The sequence below is a fragment of the Pseudarthrobacter sp. MOO14 genome (assembly GCF_058267675.1).
Genome location: NZ_CM177849.1, coordinates 4,322,030 through 4,343,190, shown reverse-complemented (window position 1 = coordinate 4,343,190; position 21,161 = coordinate 4,322,030). Strand labels below are relative to the sequence as shown.

The 21,161-nt window shown below is 62.3% G+C and carries 15 protein-coding genes; 3 read left to right on the top strand and 12 right to left on the bottom strand.

The genetic code is table 11. From position 1 onward, the window contains the following. Positions 1 to 111: 111 nt before the first annotated feature. The 7 genes from AC4EEV_RS19935 to AC4EEV_RS19905 all read right to left on the bottom strand — a co-directional run bounded on the left by AC4EEV_RS19935 (position 112) and on the right by AC4EEV_RS19905 (position 7,451). Positions 112 to 1,233, bottom strand: a complete 1,122-nt coding sequence (locus AC4EEV_RS19935) for an enolase C-terminal domain-like protein (protein WP_491329804.1) — start codon at positions 1,231 to 1,233, stop codon at positions 112 to 114. A gap of 197 nt (positions 1,234 to 1,430) precedes the next feature. After that, the gene (locus AC4EEV_RS19930) at positions 1,431 to 3,068 is read right to left on the bottom strand and encodes a GMC family oxidoreductase (protein ID WP_491329803.1); all 1,638 of its coding nucleotides are present in this window, start codon (positions 3,066 to 3,068) and stop codon (positions 1,431 to 1,433) included. After that, on the bottom strand, positions 3,068 to 3,724 hold the full coding sequence (locus AC4EEV_RS19925) for a gluconate 2-dehydrogenase subunit 3 family protein (protein ID WP_463960781.1): 657 nt from the start codon (positions 3,722 to 3,724) through the stop codon (positions 3,068 to 3,070). Before AC4EEV_RS19925 ends, AC4EEV_RS19930 begins: the two co-directional genes overlap by 1 nt. Beyond that, positions 3,721 to 4,179, bottom strand: a complete 459-nt coding sequence (locus tag AC4EEV_RS19920; RefSeq protein WP_491329802.1) for a hypothetical protein — start codon at positions 4,177 to 4,179, stop codon at positions 3,721 to 3,723. Before AC4EEV_RS19920 ends, AC4EEV_RS19925 begins: the two co-directional genes overlap by 4 nt. Before the next feature lie 85 nt (positions 4,180 to 4,264). Then, positions 4,265 to 4,513 (bottom strand): hypothetical protein, encoded by a 249-nt coding sequence (locus tag AC4EEV_RS19915; protein ID WP_463960783.1) that lies wholly within the window; start codon positions 4,511 to 4,513, stop codon positions 4,265 to 4,267. A 137-nt stretch (positions 4,514 to 4,650) separates the two neighbouring features. Then, a complete protein-coding gene (locus AC4EEV_RS19910) occupies positions 4,651 to 5,673 on the bottom strand; it encodes an SDR family oxidoreductase (RefSeq protein ID WP_491329801.1) in 1,023 nt (340 codons plus the stop codon). 59 nt (positions 5,674 to 5,732) lie between these two features. Continuing rightward, positions 5,733 to 7,451, bottom strand: coding sequence for a glycoside hydrolase family 15 protein (locus tag AC4EEV_RS19905; protein WP_491329800.1), 1,719 nt, complete (start codon positions 7,449 to 7,451; stop codon positions 5,733 to 5,735). 413 nt (positions 7,452 to 7,864) lie between these two features. Here AC4EEV_RS19905 and AC4EEV_RS19900 point away from each other — a divergent pair, with 413 nt between their 5' ends. The 3 genes from AC4EEV_RS19900 (at position 7,865) to AC4EEV_RS19890 (ending at position 11,661) form a co-directional block, all read left to right on the top strand. Next, a complete protein-coding gene (locus tag AC4EEV_RS19900) occupies positions 7,865 to 9,253 on the top strand; it encodes a sugar porter family MFS transporter (protein ID WP_491329799.1) in 1,389 nt (462 codons plus the stop codon). Positions 9,254 to 9,361: 108 nt separating this feature from the next. Next, on the top strand, positions 9,362 to 9,652 hold the full coding sequence (locus tag AC4EEV_RS19895) for a YrhK family protein (RefSeq protein ID WP_463960786.1): 291 nt from the start codon (positions 9,362 to 9,364) through the stop codon (positions 9,650 to 9,652). A 518-nt stretch (positions 9,653 to 10,170) separates the two neighbouring features. Next, complete coding sequence (locus AC4EEV_RS19890; protein ID WP_491329798.1) at positions 10,171 to 11,661, top strand: molybdopterin-dependent oxidoreductase; 1,491 nt, start codon at positions 10,171 to 10,173, stop codon at positions 11,659 to 11,661. A 1,481-nt stretch (positions 11,662 to 13,142) separates the two neighbouring features. Here the strand turns inward: AC4EEV_RS19890 and AC4EEV_RS19885 are convergent. From AC4EEV_RS19885 to AC4EEV_RS19865, 5 genes are all read right to left on the bottom strand, one after another. Further along, the gene (locus AC4EEV_RS19885) at positions 13,143 to 13,343 is read right to left on the bottom strand and encodes a hypothetical protein (RefSeq protein WP_491329797.1); all 201 of its coding nucleotides are present in this window, start codon (positions 13,341 to 13,343) and stop codon (positions 13,143 to 13,145) included. Between the two features lie 1,253 nt (positions 13,344 to 14,596). Next, on the bottom strand, positions 14,597 to 17,080 hold the full coding sequence (locus AC4EEV_RS19880; protein ID WP_491329796.1) for a beta-glucosidase family protein: 2,484 nt from the start codon (positions 17,078 to 17,080) through the stop codon (positions 14,597 to 14,599). Positions 17,081 to 17,136: 56 nt separating this feature from the next. Beyond that, positions 17,137 to 18,510, bottom strand: coding sequence for an MFS transporter (locus AC4EEV_RS19875; protein WP_491329795.1), 1,374 nt, complete (start codon positions 18,508 to 18,510; stop codon positions 17,137 to 17,139). Positions 18,511 to 18,557: 47 nt separating this feature from the next. After that, positions 18,558 to 20,327, bottom strand: coding sequence for a sulfatase (locus tag AC4EEV_RS19870; protein ID WP_491329794.1), 1,770 nt, complete (start codon positions 20,325 to 20,327; stop codon positions 18,558 to 18,560). 110 nt (positions 20,328 to 20,437) lie between these two features. Beyond that, positions 20,438 to 21,112: a PadR family transcriptional regulator gene (locus AC4EEV_RS19865; RefSeq protein WP_491329793.1), complete on the bottom strand. Its 675-nt coding sequence runs from the start codon at positions 21,110 to 21,112 to the stop codon at positions 20,438 to 20,440. Between the last annotated feature and the right edge of the window lie 49 nt (positions 21,113 to 21,161).

The window sequence follows — 21,161 nt, the reverse complement described above, 5'->3', positions numbered from 1 at the left end:
CCGTCGTAAGGGCCGTTACGTTAGTCATGGCAGGGAGTCATCGGTTTCACCGGTCGACGTCGGCGCGGCTGAGTAAGGCACTTAGGGTCGGCATCTGTCTGCCGTGGTTGTCTAACCCACCCGGTAGTTTTCGACGGCCGTGCTGCGAAAGGTCAGCCCGTTGCCTGGGGAGTGTGCATCGGGTGCGATCGTGCCGCCGCTGGGATCTAGGGTCCCGTCAAAGAATGTCCGTTCGATGCGGACGTGGTCGTGGAACCACTCCAGATGGCGAAAGTTTTCTGTTGCGGCGGCGACGGGAGCGCTCAGGTTCGGTGCGCAGTGGCCGGACACCTGAAGTCCATATGCTGCCACCGCGGCGGCTATCCGGAGCCACTGGGTGATGCCGCCACAGCGTGAGACGTCCAGCTGGACGCAGTCCACGGCTTCGGCTTGGCATAACCGTTGGAAGTAGAACAAGTCGGTACCGTATTCCCCCGCGGCAACATCGGCAGTTATTGCCTCCTTGACGGTCCGCAGTCCGAGCAGGTGGTCGGAGGACACTGGCTCTTCAAACCACGCGAGCCGGGATTCCTGAGCCGCTTCGAAAACCCTTATGGCTTGTTTTGCCGTGTAGGCGCCGTTGGCGTCGACGAACAGTTCTGCGCCATCCCCAACGATGGTGCGTGCCTCATTGATGCGCTGCAAGTCCCGTGCGATGTCATTTCCGTTATCCTGACCGATCTTTATTTTCACCCGAGGGATCTGTTGGCCGTGGACCCAGCCGGCGAGCTGGTCCTCCAGTTGTTGACGGGAGTAGGTGGTAAACCCGCCGCTGCCATAAATGTTGACCGTCTCGCGCGCCGCTCCCAGGAGGCGGTACAGGGGAAGGTCAAGCAGGCGTGCCTTCAGATCCCATAAGGCACAGTCCACCGCAGAGATGGCGTAGCCGGCGAGCCCGCTCCGACCGGTGTTGCGAACGGCCCTCAGCATCGATAGGGCGGCGCCTGTGGTGTCCCAGGCGGACCGTCCCGAAATGGCCGGTTCGAGCAGTTCTGTGATGAGCTTTGAGCAGGAGACAGGCGCATACGTCCAGCCGATCCCTTCGGAGCCGGCGGCCCGGGCACGGACCACAACAACCGTGGTGGAATCCCAGGCGAATGTGCCGTCCGCCTCCGGGCTGTCGGTGGGAATTGTGTACGTGCCGACGTCCAGACCGATGAGGACCGGATCCGATGTAGTTCGCGTGACGGCCATGGTCAGCCTTTCTTGTTTGAGAGGGTTTCCTGCGATTCTGCTTTGGCTCCCCCGGCCGCCGTTAGCACCAACTACTGGAGCCGGAGGCTTCCCCGGGAGCTCATTTGTAGCCTCTGCGAACGAGATAGCCGACGTTCGGGTCTCTTGTGCCCTTTATAATCAAAAGCCGGGAAGACTGGACGTGCGGGCTCTGCGGGTCAGGTGGGTTTGCTGGCACCGCTTGCGATCAATCGATTCGCGGCGCGGGCCGCGACGGCCATGATGGTTAGTGCCGGGTTGGCACTCCCCTGGGTCGGCAATACGCTTCCGTCTGTGATGTAGAGGTTGGGTACGGCGAAGCTGCGGCAGTCCGCGTCGACAACGCCATGCCGTTCGTCCGCCGCCATCCGCGCTCCCCCGACAAGGTGGGCAAAGCGTTTAATGGTGATGACTTCCTCGGCACCTGCACCTTGTAGGATCTTCTCCATGGCGCCCTGGGCCGCTTGCATCAGCTGGCGGTCATTGTCGCACTGGGAGTAGTGGAAATGCGCCACTGGCATTGAGTTCCTGTCCTTCTCCGAGGCAAGCGTCACGCGGTTGTCGGGCTGCGGCAAGAACTCGCACAGCGCACCCAGACAGGCCCAGTGCACGTAGTCGCTCATGTATTCACGCAGCTTTCCCCCCCAATGCCCCTGGGCAGCGACGTGCTCTGCCCACGTGATGGGCAGGGGCGATACCGTCTGTATGGAGAAACCGCGCTTGTACGGTTTGGACGGGTCGGTTTCGTAGAAGTCCTCAGAGCTGACTTCCGGCGGCGGGGCCTTCCACATCCGTACCTCTGGCTTGAACCTGCCCGCCGTCTGGGGTGCCCCCTGGACCATCAAGTATCGCCCCACCTGGTCGAAGTCATTGCATAGCCCCTCAGGGAATCGTTTGCAGGCGGAGTTGAGCAGCAGGCGTGGGGTCTCGATGGAATACCCGGCGACGGCGACGATCCGGGCACGCTGGAAGCGGGCCCGTCCGTGCCGCATGTAGTGCACCCCGGTGGCGTTGCCCGTTTTGTCGTCAATTTCGATCCTGGTGACCATCGAGTCTGCCCGAACTTCCGCCCCGTGGTGCAGGGCGTCGGGGATATGGGTGATCAGTGGTGACGCTTTGGCGTTGACTTTGCAGCCCTGAAGGCAGAAGCCCCTGTAAATGCAGTGCGGCCGGTTTCCGAAGCGGCCATTGGCGATCGCGACCGGGCCAACCTTGGCCGTTATGCCGGACGCCAAGGCACCCCGCAGGAACAATTCGCCGTTGCCGGAAACAGGGTGGGGACTGTGGGGATATGAGTGTGGATCGCCCCACGGCCAGTGCTCTCCGGCTACTGGCAGTTCTCCCTCGATGTCCTCGTAGTAGGACTTGAGTTCCTCATACTCCAGGGGCCAGTCGGCGCCGACGCCATCGGCGCTGTGGGTATGAAAGTCACTGGGATGGAACCTGGGCGTGTAGCCGGCGTAGTGCACCATGGAGCCGCCCACGCCTCTGCCGGAGTTATTCGATCCAAGGGGTACCGGATCGTCCCCGGAAATGATCCGGGGTTCGGTCCAGTACAGGTGGTGCGAGCCTGCTTCGTCGCTCACCCAGTCACGTTCGGGGTCCCAAAATGGACCTGCGTCCAGGGCCACAGCCTTCCAGCCTGCGCGGGCCAGACGCTGGAGCAGGGTTGAGCCGCCCGCACCACAGCCGACGATCACTATGTCGACCTCATCCTCGTCGCGAAACTGCTTCATGTCGGTACGCATGGCGTGATTTGTGCCCGGCACGGGAGGCAGCAGCCATGCAGAGGCATTGCGATCTTTTACCGAAGGCATCAGCGTCGCCTTCCTGTTCCGGACTTGGCGTTGTGTTCCGCAGGGTCCTGGGCCGGTCGTGCGTCGGCCACCTCGAAAGGTTCCCGTGCGTTGAGGCCGAGATTCTTGTACCCACGGGGATAGGCGGGCCCGGCGAAACCTATCTCATCCCAGGCCAAGGGGTGGGAGTAGAACGCCGTGCATGCGTAGCGCGTCCACAAGCTCCAGACCCGCGACGCAGGGCGGCCCCGCCACTTTTCCGCGGCCTGGATGTCGGTCAGGAGCAGCGATTGTTCTTCCCAGGAAAGCTCGGCGAATGGCCTTTCGTGGCGTTCACGGGCCTCGGCGTCCAACTCGGCCAGGGTGCTGCGCCACGCAGCAGGGTCCGGTTCCATGTCTTCGTAATGCCAGCCGTCGGTCTGGTCCTCAGCCAGGCGAGCATCGACCATGTTGACTACTGGAACCCGTGGCTCGTGGCGCTGGTCAAGCAACTGATCAAAAAGTGCCCTTGCTGTTGCTTCCTCTGCAACGGTAAAAAACCGGAGGTCTGTTGGCCGTCCGAGGCGGGCCAGGACCACACCCTGGGTCACCCGGTCCCAATGCTGGGACTGTCCTTGCGCGTCGAAGCCGGGAAAGCGGCCGCCGCCGTCCTTGGGGTCAAGCGGGAGTGCTGTCACTTTTCCCTCCTCAGTACTGCGGCAAGCAACCCCATCCCGCCGACCAGCGTTACAAGAAGCGGTGCCAGTAACGGTGGTCCCATCTCCATGTTGTAGGTCAGGTTGGAGAATCCTCCCGGCTTCTGGGCGATGCCCCGCGCGTGCAAATACGTTCCCTGCAAGCCATTGGCTACGATGGCCGCGGAAGCCAGGGGGAGCGCTGTCTTGGCCATCCGCTTGCTGAAGATTCCGGCGATCCCGGCAGCCGCGCCCACAGGACCGAGGGCGACCGGGAGCCACATCAGTTTGTTGCCGAAGCTTGCCTTGTCGTGTTCAAAATATATTTCCGCTGCCGTAACCAAGGCACCGACCGCGGTCAGCCCGGAAAGTGACCGCTCAAAACGTCCGGTTTCCACATTCCGGATCATGCGGTCTATCCCATGAACGGTTGCCTTTGTTGGAACTGATGTCTTCATGCCGCTCCCCGTCCTCATCCTGCTTCTTTCATTGGCAAAATCTTCGCTGCACCACGCCCCCGGTGCTGACCCCCATGTGGGCCCGTCAGCACTGCATCATCCCCGCCAATGTGCCCCCGGAGGCTGGAGCGCCCGCTTTGCGGCGGCCCGCAGCCGCGAATTCCATCCCGGCGAACAGCGCTGCAAGCACGGCGTCCAGGGCGGCTGCCCTGCGCCGACGCCGATCGGCGATGGCCAGCGCCACCATGCTGACCGAATGCAGTGAGTCCACCACACCGGCACCCAGGTGGAGCGCAGCGGAGGTTGGGGCTGCTTCGACGATCAAGGCTTGCATTAGGTGCCTGGCCCCCAGAACGCGCATTACGACGCGGACATGCGCATCCGGTTGCTGGCCAACCGCAAAACGGAAGATCGGTCCGGGAAAGCTCGTCTGGCACAGGCCATAGGCCGCCCGGGTGGTCTCCAAGGCCTTCATCGCCGCCGCTTTCCCAGAAACATGGGGAACAACTTCAACAACCCCGCTGCCGCAGCTCCGCCCGCCGCGAGAATGGTGCCGTGGTGCTGGGAAGCCCACAGTTGAACACTTCGCTCTGCTGATCGGGCGTCGAACGCGCCGTGGGTACCGAAGTCACGCTGTTCGTCGGCCGCTTTCCAAAGGTTGACGGGTTGTTCGGGGTCGCGCGGTTGCGGCCTTTGCTGGGATTTGAATCCTGTCCGGGCAAGGTACCTGTCGAGCAGTCCGGGGGCAACGGCATTGGCCACCAGGGTGCCCATGGTGCTTCCCCCAACCCAGTACTCCCGGCGATGGGGGTGGGCGGCGGCGTAAAGGACGCCACGCGCCGCGACCTCGGGCTGGTAGATGGGAGGCACCGGCTGGGCTTTGTTCGGCAGGCGGGAAAGCACCCAGCTGAACTGTGGGGTATTGACAGCTGGCATCTGCACCATGGTTGTCCTGATTGGGCTTCGATCGTGAAGGAGTTCGCACCGAAGGGATTCGTTGAAGCCCTGGATAGCGTGCTTTGCACCGCAGTAGGCGGACTGGAGCGGAATTCCCCGGTAGGCAAGAGCCGAGCCCACCTGGACAATGGTGCCCTGTCCCTGCTTCTTCATCCGGTCCAGAGCGATCATTGTTCCGTAGACGTAGCCAAGATAGCTGACCTCGGTGACGCGCTGGTACTCTTCGGGTTTGATTTGGTCAAAAGGAGCGAAGACTGAGGTGAAAGCTACGTTGACCCAGATGTCGACGGGACCGAGTTCCCGCTCGACGCGGGTGGCTGCTGCGTCGAGGGCATGATGGTCGGAAGTGTCCACCGCGATCGTCAGTGCCCGTCCCCCCGCCGCTTCCACTTCCCTTGCCGCTCCGGCCAGCCCTGCTTCTCCCCTAGCGAGCAGGGCGACTGAGGCTCCCTGTTGGCCGAAGCCGATAGCCGTGGCCCGGCCGATACCGCCGCTCGCGCCCGTAACAACTACTGTCTTGCCTTTGAAGGTGTTCATGCGTGCTCCTCGTCGTTCCTCGGTTACTTCGCCAAACATCCGGTTGATGGTGCTCGCCGTCAGGAACCCAGGCCCCGCCACGGGGGCGGAGGATCCGCCAGCCGCCGCGAGGTTTCGAGCATCGCCGCGTGCACAAAGGCCTGCGGGAAATTGCCACGAAGCTGGCGTTGCTCGACGTCGTACTCCTCCGTGAAGAGGCCGGGGGAGCCGCAGGCGGCCCGGTTTCTTTCGAACCAGCGGGCTGCTTCGGTGGTCTCTCCGCGTTGATGGAGGGCCATGGCCATATCAAAACCGCACAGCAGGAAGGCTCCCTCAGATTTGGCCAGGGCCCGTCCATCCTGGCGGAAGCGATACAGGTACCTGTCCCGGGCCAGGTTGTCCTGCACAGCTTTGAGGGTCGCTACGGACCGGGGGTCATCGGGCGGAAGAGCACCCCGGATCACCGGGAGAAGCAGGGACGCGTCAACGCGATCATCATCCGGTGCACGTTGCCACCGGCCGCTGGGATGCAAGCAGTCGTTGGCCACGTCCGTAATCAGCGTGTCAGCCTGCGAGGTCCACTGCGCCCCCTGCTGTGGCGGGGCGTTACGCCCTATGGCCCGCAGGCCTGCAGCGCAGATGAGGCGGGAGTGGGCCCACCTGCGGTTGTCGAGTTCCCACATGCCCGCATCGGGTTCCTGCCACCGCGCCATGATGGCATCCGCGCAGATTTCTGCCGCCTTCCAGTGCTCAAGGTCCAGCCGGTCATTCTCTGCTGCTGCGGCGAACAGCAGCAGTGACTCCCCGAATGCGTCCAACTGAAACTGGTTGTTGACCCAGTTCCCTGCCCGGCCGGCCCCGCCAGGATACCCGGGCAACCCAACGTCCCATTCATCCGGTACCTGGCCGCCCTCGGTCGTATAAGCCGGGCGCATTCCCGGTCCGTCGGTGAGCAGTCTGGAGGCAACAAAACCCACCGCGTCATCCAGCAGTGGAAACATCTTGCAGGCCGCGACTGCTTGGCCGACGTAGCATTGGTCCCGGATCCACGCGTACCGGTAGTCGTAATTCCTCTTCTGCTCGGCCCGCTCAGGCAAACCCATGGTGGACGCGGCCACCATCGCTCCGCCCACCCCCGTCATTCCGCGCAAAACCGCATATGACTGTCTGCAGTCATCGGCAGATATCGTGTTATCGAACCGGGGGACCACCGAATGCCAGGCGTTTTCCGTGGCACTCCAGGCCGGCCCGGGCTCCACCGGCTCCACGGGCAGTCGGTGATCGGAGATTTCCAGCACCAGATCCTGATAGTCGCCCTCCACGAGCTCAAAAACCGCTTCAAGACCATGTTCTCCAGACTTCGCCACTGAAGCACCGGCCAGACGGACCCTCAAATCCCCGGAGCGGGCAGTCCAGACACCGTCATGGCAGGAAAGGCGGCCCATCTTGTGCCTGCCGAAGTTCGCCCGCGCGTCCAAAATCATCCGCACCGACGCAGGACCCAGAACAGCAGAAATCCGGCGCAGCAGCACCGCCCGGGTTGGGTCCCCGGGATATGCCAGCGCTTCCCGGCATTCGATGATTCCCGCCCCGGTTACCCACCGGCTCACCCAAATCAGTGTTCCGTCCTCATACTGTCCGCCCCATACATAACGCGGATCAGTCGGACTTACTGCGAAGGCCCCGGGACCGCCCAGAAGACCCGAGAAAACGGCATCGTCGTGCCAGCGCGGCGCGCACATCCACACCACGTCGCCCCGGGGACCTATCAAAGCAGCCCGGGCACCGTCAGCAACCATTGCATACTCCCGCAACACATGTGGGGGAAAGCCTGCCGCGGGGTCGAACATACCACCGAGTCTAGGGGTAATAGTTGCCCAAGCGCAATGGAAAACCGTAGATTGGTCGGCCGCACACCGAGGTCCACTGTCTTCCCTTCAGGGCTTAATAGGGCGGTCGATGCGTCGGCTGCCTCCAGGGGCTTTCTCCCGTCCAGAAGACCCAGTGGGCTAGAAATTTCCTTTCAATTGCGCATGCGCAATGATATGTTATTTGCAATTACCCGAGGGAGCTCAGGCCCTGCCGGAACCGGAAGAGCCAGAATGGAAGAATCCCACCGCACGGCAACTCTTACGCGGCGGCTGGCCCGGTACGGTTCACTTTCCATCGATGCGACGCCAAACGAAGACAGGATTAAAGGGAGGGACTGGCGATGGCTGGGTTTTTGGGCGGGATGCGCCGGAGCGGCAACGGCCTGCTGCTGCGTGCCTCCGTTATCGCGGCGGTGGGTGGCTTACTGTTCGGTTACGATACGGGGGTAATTTCAGGGGCGCTGCTCTTCATCAAGAGCGATCTGAACGCGAGTGCAGTCGCCCAGGAATGGATTGTGTCCTCCCTGTTGCTTGGTGCCATGCTTGGTGCCCTGATCTCCGGGTATCTCGCGGACAGGATCAGCCGGAAATGGACCAAGGTGATTTCTGGCTCCATCTATGTCGTCGGCGCTTTGGGATGCGCCCTTTCGATTAGCGTTCCCATGCTGATCGGCTTCAGGTTCCTGCTGGGGGTATCGGTTGGGACGGCATCCTTTGTGGCGCCGTTATATATTTCCGAGGTAAGTCCGCCACGCGTCCGGGGTGGGCTGGTGTCCTTCAACCAGCTCGCGGTCACCGTAGGAATCCTGCTGGCCTACATGGTGAACTTCGTGTTCCAGGGCTTCACTGACAATTGGCGCTGGATGCTCGGCCTGGGTGTCGTCCCCGGCGCCGTGCTGGCCATCGGTATGCTGACCGTCCCACACACCCCTCGCTGGCTTGTGCAGCAGGGACGCGGCGAGGAGGCGCACAAGGTGTTGGAGCGCTTGCGCGAGGGCGTTGAAGGTGCGCAGGTGGAACAGGAAATCCAAGACATAAAAGAGGCCAACGATGCTGAATCCGCAGCGAAGGTTCGGGACCTGCTGAGGCCCGAGATCCGTCCACTGCTGTTGATCGGTTTAGGTTTAGCCGTTTTCCAGCAGTTCGTCGGCATCAACACGGTTATTTACTATGCTCCGACAATCCTCTCCGACACCGGACTGACAAAGAGCACCTCCATCACACAGACCCTGTTCGTCGGGCTGACCAACCTGATATTCACTGTTATCGCAGTGCTTCTGATCGACCGGCTGGGCCGGCGCAAGCTGCTGCTTACCGGGACGGTGGGGCTTACATTGTCTTTGGTGCTGCTGGCAGCCTATTTCAGCTTTGGGGCCCTTCAGCAGCACGCAAGCTACCTTGCCCTGGTGGGTCTGCTGCTTTACATCGCTTCTTTCGCCATCGGCCTGGGCCCGGTCTTCTGGCTAATGATCTCCGAGATATACCCCACGGGCATCCGCAGCAAGGCCATGTCCGTGGCCACCCTGGTTAACTGGGGCGCCAACTTCCTGGTTGCCGCCACGTTCCTGAGCCTCGGCCAGGTGATCACCCGCCAGGGTACGTTCTACCTCTATGCCGGTCTTGGTGTCCTGGCGTTCCTGTTTTTCCTGAAGAAGGTTCCCGAGACAAAGGACCGGTCTCTCGAGAACATCCAGTCCGACCTGATCGCGAAGGACTCCCCCGGGGACTAACCCCTGCTCCCCCAATGACGCCAGCCGGGGCTTTTGGTCCCCTTTGAAGGAAGCCCTTGAGATTTACCCACTACGCGAGGCCGGAATAACCAGCAGAAAGAGGACCGCATGCACCGCTTGTTTGACCCTCGGGCAAGCCAGAGATCCTCGGCGCACGAACGGTTGTATGCCACCATCGAGCTCACCTACACTGTGGTCGATTTCGCCGCTGCCGGCCTTTTCATCATCGGCAGCATGCTGTTCTTTTCTCCGGATGCCGCGGACCCGGCGCTCTGGTGCTTCCTCATCGGGTCCATCTGTTTCGCCCTTAAGCCTACGCTGCGCCTCATCCGGCAGTTCCGCTACCTCAGGCTGGACAAGATCGACTCACTGGCCCGGGACGAACAAAGCCACCGGTGAGGGGACCATCTTATGCGGACGTCACCACTGGGTATTTATTCAGCGTCTCGGTCTGGATGGCTACGGCGCGCCGGACCCCGGCCTCCTCCGATTCCGTGTCTTGCGGAGCAACCGGTTCGCCAGGAAGGCCAAACCACCGCCCGCAGCAATAGCGATGGAAAGGCCCAGATGTTCCAGGCTGCGGGACGAACTGAACCCCATCTCGGTTCGTGCCTTGTGTGCCTGATCCGCCACGGATTCCAACGCTACCGGGGTTGGGAGTTTCCCGAGCCACTGGCGGTCCCGGGTGTGGCGGCTAATTTCACCCGCAGTCGCGCCTGGGCCGCGCCCATCCAGGAGCGCGGCGCGCAGGCGGGCAAGTTCTTGTTGGACTGTGTCGGTGCCGTAACTGGCCATACCCAACAGTGTGCCCCGTGTGCTTCTTTTCGGCCAGTGAACCCCGCGAGGGCGGGCCTTCCACACATTGAATCGCAGCGGCGGGGTGTCCAATCGTCATCGCCAATCATTAAGGAGGACGTATGCCTGAATTTTTTCCCGCATGGGTGGTGATAACCCATTTTCTTAACCTTGCCCTGATGGTAATGCTCTTCCGGTCCGGCATAGAGGTTCTGTCAGCTTTCCCGAAGTTGTACTGGCATGATGACTGCCCGCCAGGACGTCAATGGCTGCGGTTGTCGAAGAAAAATTTCGGTGCCGACTCGCGTAAACCATGGTCGTCTCTGGACGAGGAGGAGTCCTGGTCACCGGTGATTGCCCTGCCGGGCAGAAAAAACCTCGGTCTGGGCCGGCATTGGCACTTCATGACCATCGAATTCTGGATACTCACCGGCGTCGTGTATGTCGCCACCATGTTCGTCACGGGCTATTGGCAGTACATCGTTCCCACCCATTGGTCGATCATCCCCGATTCGCTGAAGGCAGTCGGCACCTATCTGCAATTCGAGTTGCCGGCCAAGATCCCCGGCGAACCCTTCGAACCGGCACAAAAGCTTTCCTACTTCGTGGTGATCTTCATTCTGGCACCACTGCAGATTCTGACCGGTGCAGCAATGTCACCTTCCGTGCTTGCCCGCTTCCCCCGCTACGGCAAGCTGTTCGGAGGCAAGCAAGGAGCACGCAGCCTCCATTTCCTGATCATGTGTGCTTTCGCCGCGTTCACTGTCGTACACGTGTTCATGGTCATCATCCATGGCCTTCCGCAGGAATTCGCAGCCATCGTTCTCGGCAACCCCCACGGCGACCGCCGGCTGGCCACTGGCATCGGACTGGCCGGGCTCCTAGCGATCGTGATTTTCCACGTGGTCATCACTTGGTTCTCGCTGCGTTACCGTCGCCGCACGCAACGGCTTCTGGGCAGGATTGTGAATCCCTTTGAACGGGCCATATCCCGGGCCGGCACTTCGCGTCAGCGTTACTCCCGAAAAGAGATCTCCCCCTACTTCCGTGTTAACGGTTACCCGCCGCCAAGCAAGGACTACGAGCAGATGGCGGCCAACGGTTTCCGTGGCTACCACCTCGCCGTCGGCGGCCTGGTTGCAGAACCCATGTCATTCTCACTGCCGGAATTGCGGGAGCTCGGCGAGCAACGGCAGATCACAAAGCACAACTGCATTCAAGGATGGACCGCCATCGCTGAATGGGCAGGAATTCCCCTTTCCGACATCATGCAAAAAGTCAAACCCCACCCCGAAGCCAAGCACGTGGTGTTCTACGGCATGGACGACAAAGGTTTGACCGAAGGGGAAGGGCGCTACGGCTTCTACTACGCCTCCATCCCGATCTACCTAGCCCGGCACCCGCAAAGCCTCCTAGCCCTGGAGATGAACGGCGCACCGCTGCCAATCGAACACGGAGCACCGCTGCGGCTCAGGCTTGAGACCCAGCTCGGCTTCAAAATGATCAAATGGATCCAGGGCATCGAATTCGTCACGGACGTCAAGGACATCGGAATGGGAATGGGCGGGTGGCGCGAAGACCAGCAGTTTTACGCCAACGCCGCAGGGATTTAGCACTGTAGGAAACCCTGAACATCACGGCACAAACTGAAGCCTTGGAAGGCCGTGACTCCGGGGGCTGCTTGAAATCAACTTCCCCCCTGTCTTAGGCCGCATATCGGAGGCGGTTTCTGCGAAGCACCACAAGAATGCGGCAGAAAACAGCTCTCCAAAAAAAGAGCAATAGGCGGGTAAACTCCCCTCGCTTCGCTTGACAGCGTGCTCGAACAAGGCGGTGCTCGGCTCGGCGCGACGTCTGGGGGCCTAGGAGACCAGAGCTGGGCTGGCTCCCGTCCAGACGCGCGGCACTAGTCTTCGGACCGCCCCAGGCTGTGCTGCTTCGGTTTCGCCCGAAGTTTGGAGCAGTGTAGGTGCGACCGCGGCGTAGCTGTGGGCGGCGTTTTGCGAGTTGGGGGTGCCCGCCTTTGGCGCTCACCCGAGAGTGGGGTCGCAGCGAACAACGCCGCCGGCACCGCCAGGGCGGGCTGACGTCGATCGTTGTGCTGGCCGAATTGCCGGGCCCGGCCAACGGCAACACCACGAGTTCGGCTAGCTGGCACCGCTGCCTCCCATCAAGTCCCCGACGCCATCCTGAACCAGCCTGACCAGAGCATGGCCAGACCTCGGGGCACCCGAGCGTCAAGGGTGGGCTTGCGCAGTATGGTTCGGCGGGTGGAGAAGGAGCAAACCTTCAGAAGCCTATGCGTCATAACGGGAGTCGGGGCACCCGGGGGTTAGACATTCAAGGAGCGCCAGCTTCCATTTCTCAGCTTGTCCCGGATCGGACAAATCGTAGACGCGCTGCCACGTCGGGTACGCCGTCTCACCGCAGACCGGGCACATGGCGGTATAGCTCCGCCTCTCTTCCGTCGAGAATTCCCGATCAACCTCCATCTATCTATGCTAGATCGGCGCAGCGGGAAGAATGCAGCTACATGAGGTCCTTTACTTGCGCTGGACGTGAGGGCCTACATCGGCATGGACGGAAGCCAGAACCACTTGGAATACAAAGAAGGCCGCCCGGTGACGGGGCGGTCTTTACTGTTCCCTGCGTCGGCGTCTCCGGTACCCCTCGGAATTCCGCAACGAGGAATACCCTGAAGCTCGGCATGTTCAACCACACCTTCAGAGAGTCCTATTCCGGGTAAGGGACTGTGAAATCAACCCTGTACCTTGGCTTGACACGCCGGGCGGTTGACCCGGCGGGAAGTAGGCAGATAAGGCCGCGACACTTGAGGCTGTGCCGAGTAAAACATCCGCTGACAATCTGACAGACAAGTTCGAGGCCGAGGTCGCCCGCGAGCTGGTCAAGATGGCAATCTCAGCTCTGACGCTACCTTCATTACTCAACTAATGTTCATTGGAATATTCACTGGGTTTGTTCTGCTTGCCTACGGCGTTGAGCGCGCACCCTATCTGTACCGGCTGCCACGGAAACACAACAATGAAATTGCACAACTTATCAGAACAATCGATCAGAAAAACCAAAAGCGATTTCAAGTAGCCAAACGCAAAAAGAGACAAAGTATCGGCTCACAGAAGACCTCCTGCACCAGGTCAGAAATAAAGTTCTCTGGTTGGAAGAGGGAAACGTCCGCCTTGAACTTGACCACATACCCCCGCCGCTGTCGCCCGAGATTGACCCGCGCAAAACCCACCAGCTTGCGCTGAACAAGAAGCCAAAGGTTTGCTTCCAAGGCCAGACGCCTGGAGTCAGGGAGCGAATAACACACACCGTACGACCCGGATCCCACGCCGCGCAGAGGAAAAGGCTGGCCGATTTCGTAACCTGCTGTAGCCACCCCGCAAGGCCACCCTCATCGTACGGGCAGGCGAGGAAGTGCGCACACAGTACGATGCCGAGCCGACAACGCGGGCCAATGGTGCTCCGCGCAACAACGCCTGCGACACAGAACGCTGCATGGCCGCAGTTCTGTCCATCACGGCCTGATAAGCGGCAGCCAGGTAACTGACCAGAAGCTGCCCGGGAATTCCTCTCCCGGCATGGAGGCGACGTCGGCCCACCGGGTAGCCGAACAAGGCTCACATAAAGCAGACGTAAGTGTGGACGCTGTCCACACCCTCTTTGACAAGACAAACCGCGCACACCCTGCGCCTATGAGGTCACAAAAGCGGCTTCTCAACAACGGGTCCAACCATAATCCGCAACGTCATGTCGTCTTCGCTCCCCCGGCCCATGAATAGGTGTAGGCCCGCCGGGCCGACCCGACAAAGCCGGAAGCGAGGAACCGCATAACCCAGCAAACAGCACGCGGAGGGCCCCCAGCCAGGGCGCTGAACCCGCCACCCACACACCTGAATAGCCCCGCGGCGGCCAGGCCACAGCCCGCGACCCAACCCGTCAGGCGACGCGACCGCAAGCTTTGTCAACACGTCAAAGCAAAATCGCCCCTGACGAGGGAATACGTCGTGCCCGAGGTGGGACTCGAACTACATTCCGGCCCTTGCAAACACTGGGAACCCGCGAAAACGTGCGGAATCCGGGGCGGTTCAAAGACGGTAAGAGCCGATCCGGAGCCAAGGGTGTGGACAATGTCCACACCCTCTTTTGAGCTTCCTTCGACGCGTTAAGTGCCGCTCGTTGCACGTGTCCAAGCTCCGGTCTGAGCAGCTGACAGGAGTCAGCATGACAACAACAGTCCATGGAACATGCCCGCGCTCTTGGTGTCGACATCAGCTGCTGCCGGCGCCAAAAGCGCAAGAGTTCTCTATTCGTGTTGTTGGCGTGTCAGGCCGAAGGGAACGGCAGGGTGGGCCCGCACAATGTACCGGCCAGGCGCTACGCGGGTGACCATGATTCCGGTTTGGTGACGGGTGGCTGCGTCCTTGATCGCCTCTATGGCCTCGCTCAAAGCGTGGTCCAATTCAGAACTGTCGTTTACGTTGACCTCGACCATGCCGGGGGAGGTCTCTCGCCTCACTGCCGTTGTCATGGTTTCAGGACGACGGTCGTCGCGGAGGGCAGGTCTGTTACGGAGAAGCCGGCCCGCATCTGGTAGTTGCCGGGTTCGTAGTTCCAGCCGTTGTTCCAGTAGGCGAGGAGACGGGTGGTGATCTGCAGGTCTACTGAGACATGTTCGCCGGGCTCTACCCAGACGGGTGCCGAACCGACCAGCCAGCGGACAGCCCGCTCCACGGTGGAGTCCTTCTTTTCTGCATAAACCTGGATGACCTGCTTGCCGGCTCGTTCGCCAGTGTTTGTCAGGGAGACCTTCAGAGGGACGCTGTCACCGGGCGTGACGGGGTCCGCCGGTCCTTCGACGTTGTTGAGGGACCAGGTCGTGTATCCGAGGCCGTAGCCGAAGTCGTAGGCGGGGGTGGCGCCGGTCTTGAGCCAGGCGCGGTATCCGATGTGGATGCCCTCGTCGTAGCGGAGCTTGCCGTCGGCGTCGGGAGTGGTGTTCAGGACCGGGACGCTGCCCTGAGTTGCCGGCCACGTAGTGGGCAGGCGGCCTCCGGGCTCGGTGGTGCCGGTGAGGATGTCGGCCAGCGCGTTACCGAATTCCTGGCCTCCGAAGTAGCCGATCAAGGTCGCGGCGACTTCGTGGCGCCAGGGCATGATGACGGGAGAGCCGGCGTTGACGATCACAACGGTGCGGGGGTTCGCTGCGGCGATGGCGTGCACGAGCCGGTCCTGATAACCAGGCAAATCCAGGCTGGTCCGGTCGTAGCCTTCGGATTCGACCCGGGAGTTTGTGCCAACAACGACGACGGCGACCTCCGCTTGCCGCGCAGCTTTCGCTGCTTCGATGATGAGCACCTCGGGGTCGATTTGAGCGGGTTCGGTGCCGAGGGTGACGCTCAGGGCGTTGTCGAGGGGGCCCCTCCGGTTTGATGTGTCCAGTTCGACGAGGACTTCCACGGCAACACCTGCGGTTACCGGGATCTCCACCGTTGATGACGGCGGGGCGAGGAAGGACTCGGCGATGTCTTTGCCGTTCACCTCCACCTCCGCCTCATGGACGAGAATTCCGTCCACGTGGATCCGTACCCCGCCTACGGTGGCGGCCCCCAAATGGACAGAGCCGGTTTCGTCGGGCGTGTAGATCGTGTGCAACCGGACCGTGGAGGATTCGCGGATGGGGGCGTCTCCTCCGAACCAGACGAGGGCGGTGGACCGGCGGTCTTCCGTGAACAGTTCCTTGCCGTCGGCGTCGAGGAACGCAACCCGCAGACCGGGAATGCCGGTGGCAGGGTTAGTTATCTGTGCCAGGGGAAGTTCGGCGACGCCTTCCTGCACGATGGCACCAGTGCTGTAGGTGACGCTGTCTGCCCCGAACGCGGCGCGTATCCCTTCGAGCGGGGTGACGATCTTTTCCGGGAGCACGGTCGCTGACCCGCCGCCCTGGGTCCGGGCGTACTTGGCGTTATGTCCGATGACCGCGATCGTGCCCACTGCGGCTGGGTCCAGCGGCAGCACGCCGTCGTTCTTCACCATGACAGTGCCGGCTGCGGAGGCTTCCCGGGTGAAGGCCACCAGGTCCTCCCGGTCCACGGGTTCGGCGCTGACCGGTTCGAAGCCTTCCAGGGCGCCGACCCGGGCGGCGAGCTGCAGGATCCGAAGGACCTTCCGGTCGATGCTGGCTTCTGTTACCTCTCCGGAGCGGACCGCTGCGACGAGGGCGTCGCCCCAGGGGCCATCGGGGCCTGGCATGACGAGGTCCTGCGATGAGTTGGCGGAGTCGACGCTGCGCACCGCGGTCCAGTCGCTGATCACGACCCCGTCGAAACCCCATTCACTGTTCAATGGTGTTTCGAGCAGGTCATTCTCGGTGGCGGTGGTGCCGTTGATCGAGTTGTAAGCGCTCATGACCAGCCAGGCGCGGGATTCAACGACGGCCTTTTCGAAGGCCAGCAGATACAGTTCCCGCAAAGGGCGCTCGTCCACGATGGCGTCAACGGTGAAGCGGTCGGTTTCGGAGTCGTTGGCAACGTAGTGTTTCGGCGTCGCCCCGACACCATTGCGCTGGACGCCTGCCACGTAGGCTGCTGCCAGTTCCGCGGTGAGAACCGGGTCTTCACTGAAGGCTTCGAAGTGCCGGCCGCCCAAGGGCGAGCGGTGCAGGTTAATGGTCGGTCCGAGAACGACGTCGACGCCCTTGCGCCTCGCCTCGACGGCCGATGCCGCTCCAAGCCGATCGGCGATGGCGGGGTCCCAGCTGGAGCTGATGGCCGTGGCGGAAGGGAAATTCACGGACGGCTGGCGTTCGTCCCAGACTTCGCCGCGGACTCCGGTGGGGCCGTCGGAGACCAGGATGCGGCGCAGCCCAATCTTTTCCATCGGCCAGGTGGTCCAGAAGTCGCGGCCGGTCAGCAGCTGGACCTTTTCTTCAAGCGTCAGTTGGGGCAGGAGGGCTTGGAGGCGGTCGTCGATGGCTTTGTTGGAGGTTTTCTGTGCGCTGAGGGTTTCCATGGGCTGGTGGTGGTTCCTATGCGTGGGTTGGAAGGATGATGTGTGGTGCAGGACGGTCAGCCGTGCTGGAGTGCTTCCTGCCGGCGGTTTTCGAGGATGTCGCGGACCTTGGCGACGTCCCGCGGGTAGCAGCCGTAGAGGGCGGTGAGGACCACTGCATTGACGAGCATCAGGATGACGAGGGTCCAGAGGAACACGGTCTGGATGCCAAGCGATGCCGCGAGTGCGCCGGCGCCAAGGGAGAAGACAGCCCAGCCGATGGTTTCGAAGACGGTCAGGAAGATCGCGAAGGCCTGGTTGCGGAGTTCGGGCAAGACGACGGCGGCGACGATGGGACGGTTGGCGGGCGGGTTGGCGCCCTGGGCGAAGCCCATCAGTGCCCAGAAGATGCCGTAGATGCCGACGTTGTCGTAGTTGAACTGGGTGGCGAAGAAAGCGACGACGGCGAAGAGGACCTGCGCACCTTGCAGGTAGGCGACGCGGCCGCGGTCCGGCAGGATGCGGTCAAGTAGTGCCATGAGCCAGCCGCCGCCTGCGGTGCCGGCGAAGTAGCCCAGCCCGAAGGGCAAGAGCACGATGGCGGCCACGGCGTTGGTGAAGTGGCGTTCGGCGACGAGGAACTGGATACCGAAGATCACGATCAGCAGGTGACCCGACAGCAGCCGGGAGAGCATCATGACGGAGAAGGTGGGGATGCGGAACAGGGAGAGCACGGTGCCGAGGGTGACTTTCGGCGCGAGCGTTTCGCGTCCTGTCAGGTCGGCGAGCTGCTTTTCGGACGCGCCCACTCCGGGGTCCTTGAGGAAGAACATGACGAGCAGGCCCGCCGCGATGCAGATGGCGCCGATGGCCCACATGCCGTACCGCCATCCGTCGGTCAGTCCGGTGAAGAGCGCGATGAGGGGGCCGATGAATGAGCTGATGAGGCTGATGAAGCCGTAGAAGTAGCCTGCGGCCTTGCCGCGCTGGCTGTCGTCAAAGGAGTCGGCGATGATGGCGTTCGCGATCGGGCTGCCGCCGATGATGGCTGCGGACATCAGGGTGTTGAAGATCAGCAGCTGGACGAAGTCGTGGGAGAAGCCGGCGGCAATGCCGAAGGCACCGCCGACAAAGGTTGTGGCGACCAGGGCCTTCCGGCGTCCGATTTTTCCTGCCAGCCAGGCCCAGGCCGGACCGGCGGGTACAGCCACGAGTTTGCCCAGGGCTGCGAGAAGCCCAAGGTGGCTGCTCTGCAGCTTCAGCGCGGCGGCGATGGTGGGGAACAGGGTGGTGCTCAGGCCGGCTTCGGTGTTGTCGACGACGGTGACACCGGTGAGGACGGCAAGGTTTCGCCACCGGTGCGGGACGTGACGGGCCTGGGCTGCGCCTTCCACCTGGGTAGGAGCGGCCGTGTTCTGGGCGGGGGTTGCGGGGACGCGATGAGTGCTCATTAAAGAGTTCCTGTCTTCGTTGCCAGGTGATAGATGGGTGGGTTGTGTTAGGCCGTGGGTACGGCGGTGAGGGCTTCGGCGATGGGGCCGAGGGCGGCTGCCGGGACAGCGGCGACTGCGGCAAGTTGGTGAAGGGTGAGCTGCGCCGGAAGGTTGACGAGCTCGGTGCTGACGAGATCGGGCAGGTGCCTTTCCAGGACCTCGCGTGCGTTGGGGTCCTGGAGGAGTTCGAGGACCGGGACTGTCAGTGCGGCTCCCCTGCCGGGGAGGGAATCCAGGGCGGGCAGCGGTTCCAAGGCCAGGCGGGCGCGATCGGCCTGCTTCCGGACCAGCAAGTGGTCTTCGCCGGGTTCACCGACCCCGGGGAGTCCGAGGCGTTCGAACTGGCTAGCAGGAGCTTCGGAGGCGTGCATGAGCGTCACCAGGAGCCGCAGCATGCGCAGTTCAGTTTCGTCGTCCGTCAACGGGTTCTTCTGCTGCGGGTCGTTCTCGAGGTCAAACAGCAGAGTTCCGTGGGTCCAGGGGTTCATGAAGGAACTCGTCTGCACGGACATGGTCCGCAGGCCCTTGGTGAAACCGAACGGTTCGGCGGGTTGCCAATTGGCCAGTTCGGGCACAGTGAAGCGGCTGCGCATGTGGGTGGGCATGAGGGTGTAGTCCTCCAAGGGCCCGTTGCCGGGATCGGCTGCGGCGCGCATGTAGACGTACCGGCCGTCGGTGACATTGACGTGGCCCCCATGGATCCCGAACAGCGCAGCGTCGCGGACCTCAGCGGAGTCGTCTTCCATGACGAGGGCGAGGTCCTGGCCCTGCATGTCCGGAGTGGGTTCGAGGCCGAAGTACCGGAGCATGGTGGGAGCGATGTCAATGGTCTGTGCCAGGGCTCCCCTGCGCGTGTCGCGACCGGCGGTGCGCGGATCCCACAGGAACATCGGCAGGTGCACCAGCTCGTTAAACCAGGGCTGAACTGATTTGGCCCACCAGCCATGTTCACCCAGCAGGAAACCGTGATCGGTGTTGACCAGCAGGAGGGTGTCCTCCCAGAGGTTGTGCTCATCCATGGCATCGAGGACCCGGCCGAGCGACTTGTCGCACATAGACACCAGGGCGGCGTACTCGTACCGGGCATGCTCCACCTGGTCCTGGGATTCACTGACCTTCTGGTAGCCGGGCCAGTCGAACTCCAGCCCGTCGTAGTCGTGTGGGTACATCGCCTTGTAAGCCTCGTGGGTGAAGAACGGCTCGTGAGGGTCGAATAGTTCAATCTGGAGCATCCACTTGTCCGCGTCCTTGTTCACGTCGAGGAAGTGAAGGCCCGCGTCAACGGTTCTGGTCTGTGAGTGTTCCTCTTCAGTTGCCATGTAGGAGCGGTTGATCAGGTCCTGCCGCTTCATCTGCGACCGCCAGTCTTCGCCCTCTCCTGCGGGCTCGACCACGCCCTTCCAAGGGTCGCCTTCCTGGCCACGGAAGAATTCCCAGGTGGTGTAGCGCGGGTGGTAGGTCGCTCCGCCGTCCTCCCAGTAGTGCGGGTGGTCGGACACCAGGTGCGCGTGGACGCCGGCCTGCTTCAGAAGCTCGGGCATGGAGTCGTCAAAGGGCTCAAGTGGTCCCCAGGAGCGGTGCAGGAAGTTGTAGCGGCCTGTGTGCATTTCCCGCCGTGCGGGCATGCACGGCATGGATCCGGCATAGAAGTTGTCGAAGGTGGTCGCCTTGGCCGCGAGCCGGGCGAAGTTGGGTGCCTGCACGATGGTGTCGGCGGCGTAGGGGGAAAGCATGTGGCGGTTGAGGCTGTCGAACATCAGGATGATGGCCCGCATGGGGAATCCTTTCAAAGACAAAAAGTCAGGTGTGTGGGGGAGGCGCGGACAAATAACCCGTCAGCGGGAGTTCCGGGGAACCGAGGGTCAGGACGGGCCCGCGGTTGTTGTCACCGGGGTTGTGCTGGGGACTCATCCCCGGGCACCGCCGGCAGCGAGCGGGAAGACAGCTTTCCGTCCAGCAAATCGCGGCGGAGCTCGATCATGGCGGCAACGTGGGCGTCGATGGCCGCAGCCCCCATCAGGTGCATCCGCTCTCCGACCGAATCTGCAAGTTCGGCGTCAAACGGGATGGTTGGCGCCCAGACCTGCCTCCGGTCCCGATTGCGGTAACGGGCAATTTCGGACTGCCGGGTTTCAATCTCGGTATCCAGGATGCGAAGCAGTTGCTCTGCGCTCATGAACCCCGAGAAGGTCAGACGCACGCCCAGCTCGGGATCCTGGAAGCGCGACGGCGGCTGGTACGGTCCCGTCAGCCAGTCAAGGAAGACGGTGGCCCCTTCCTGCGTCACCCGGTAGGTTTTTGCGTCCTGGGCGCCAGGGCGGGGATCGAGCTCATGTGTGACCCAGCCTTGTTTTTCCATGCTGGCCAGAGAGCGGTACACCTGACTCATCTGGGTGTTGGAGCGCAGGAACCTGCCGTGGGTGTCCAGGTACTTTTTGAGGTCGTATCCGGTGCTCGGGTGCTCGAGGAGCACTCCAAGGAGGATGCTCTCCATCTTCATCGATGCCTCCGGAAGGTCGTTGGATGTCGTGAGGTGGGTCACCTCGTCTTCATCGAGCATGACACAAGTGGAATCATCGGTCAATAGCACTTGTGGAATGGTTATGCGG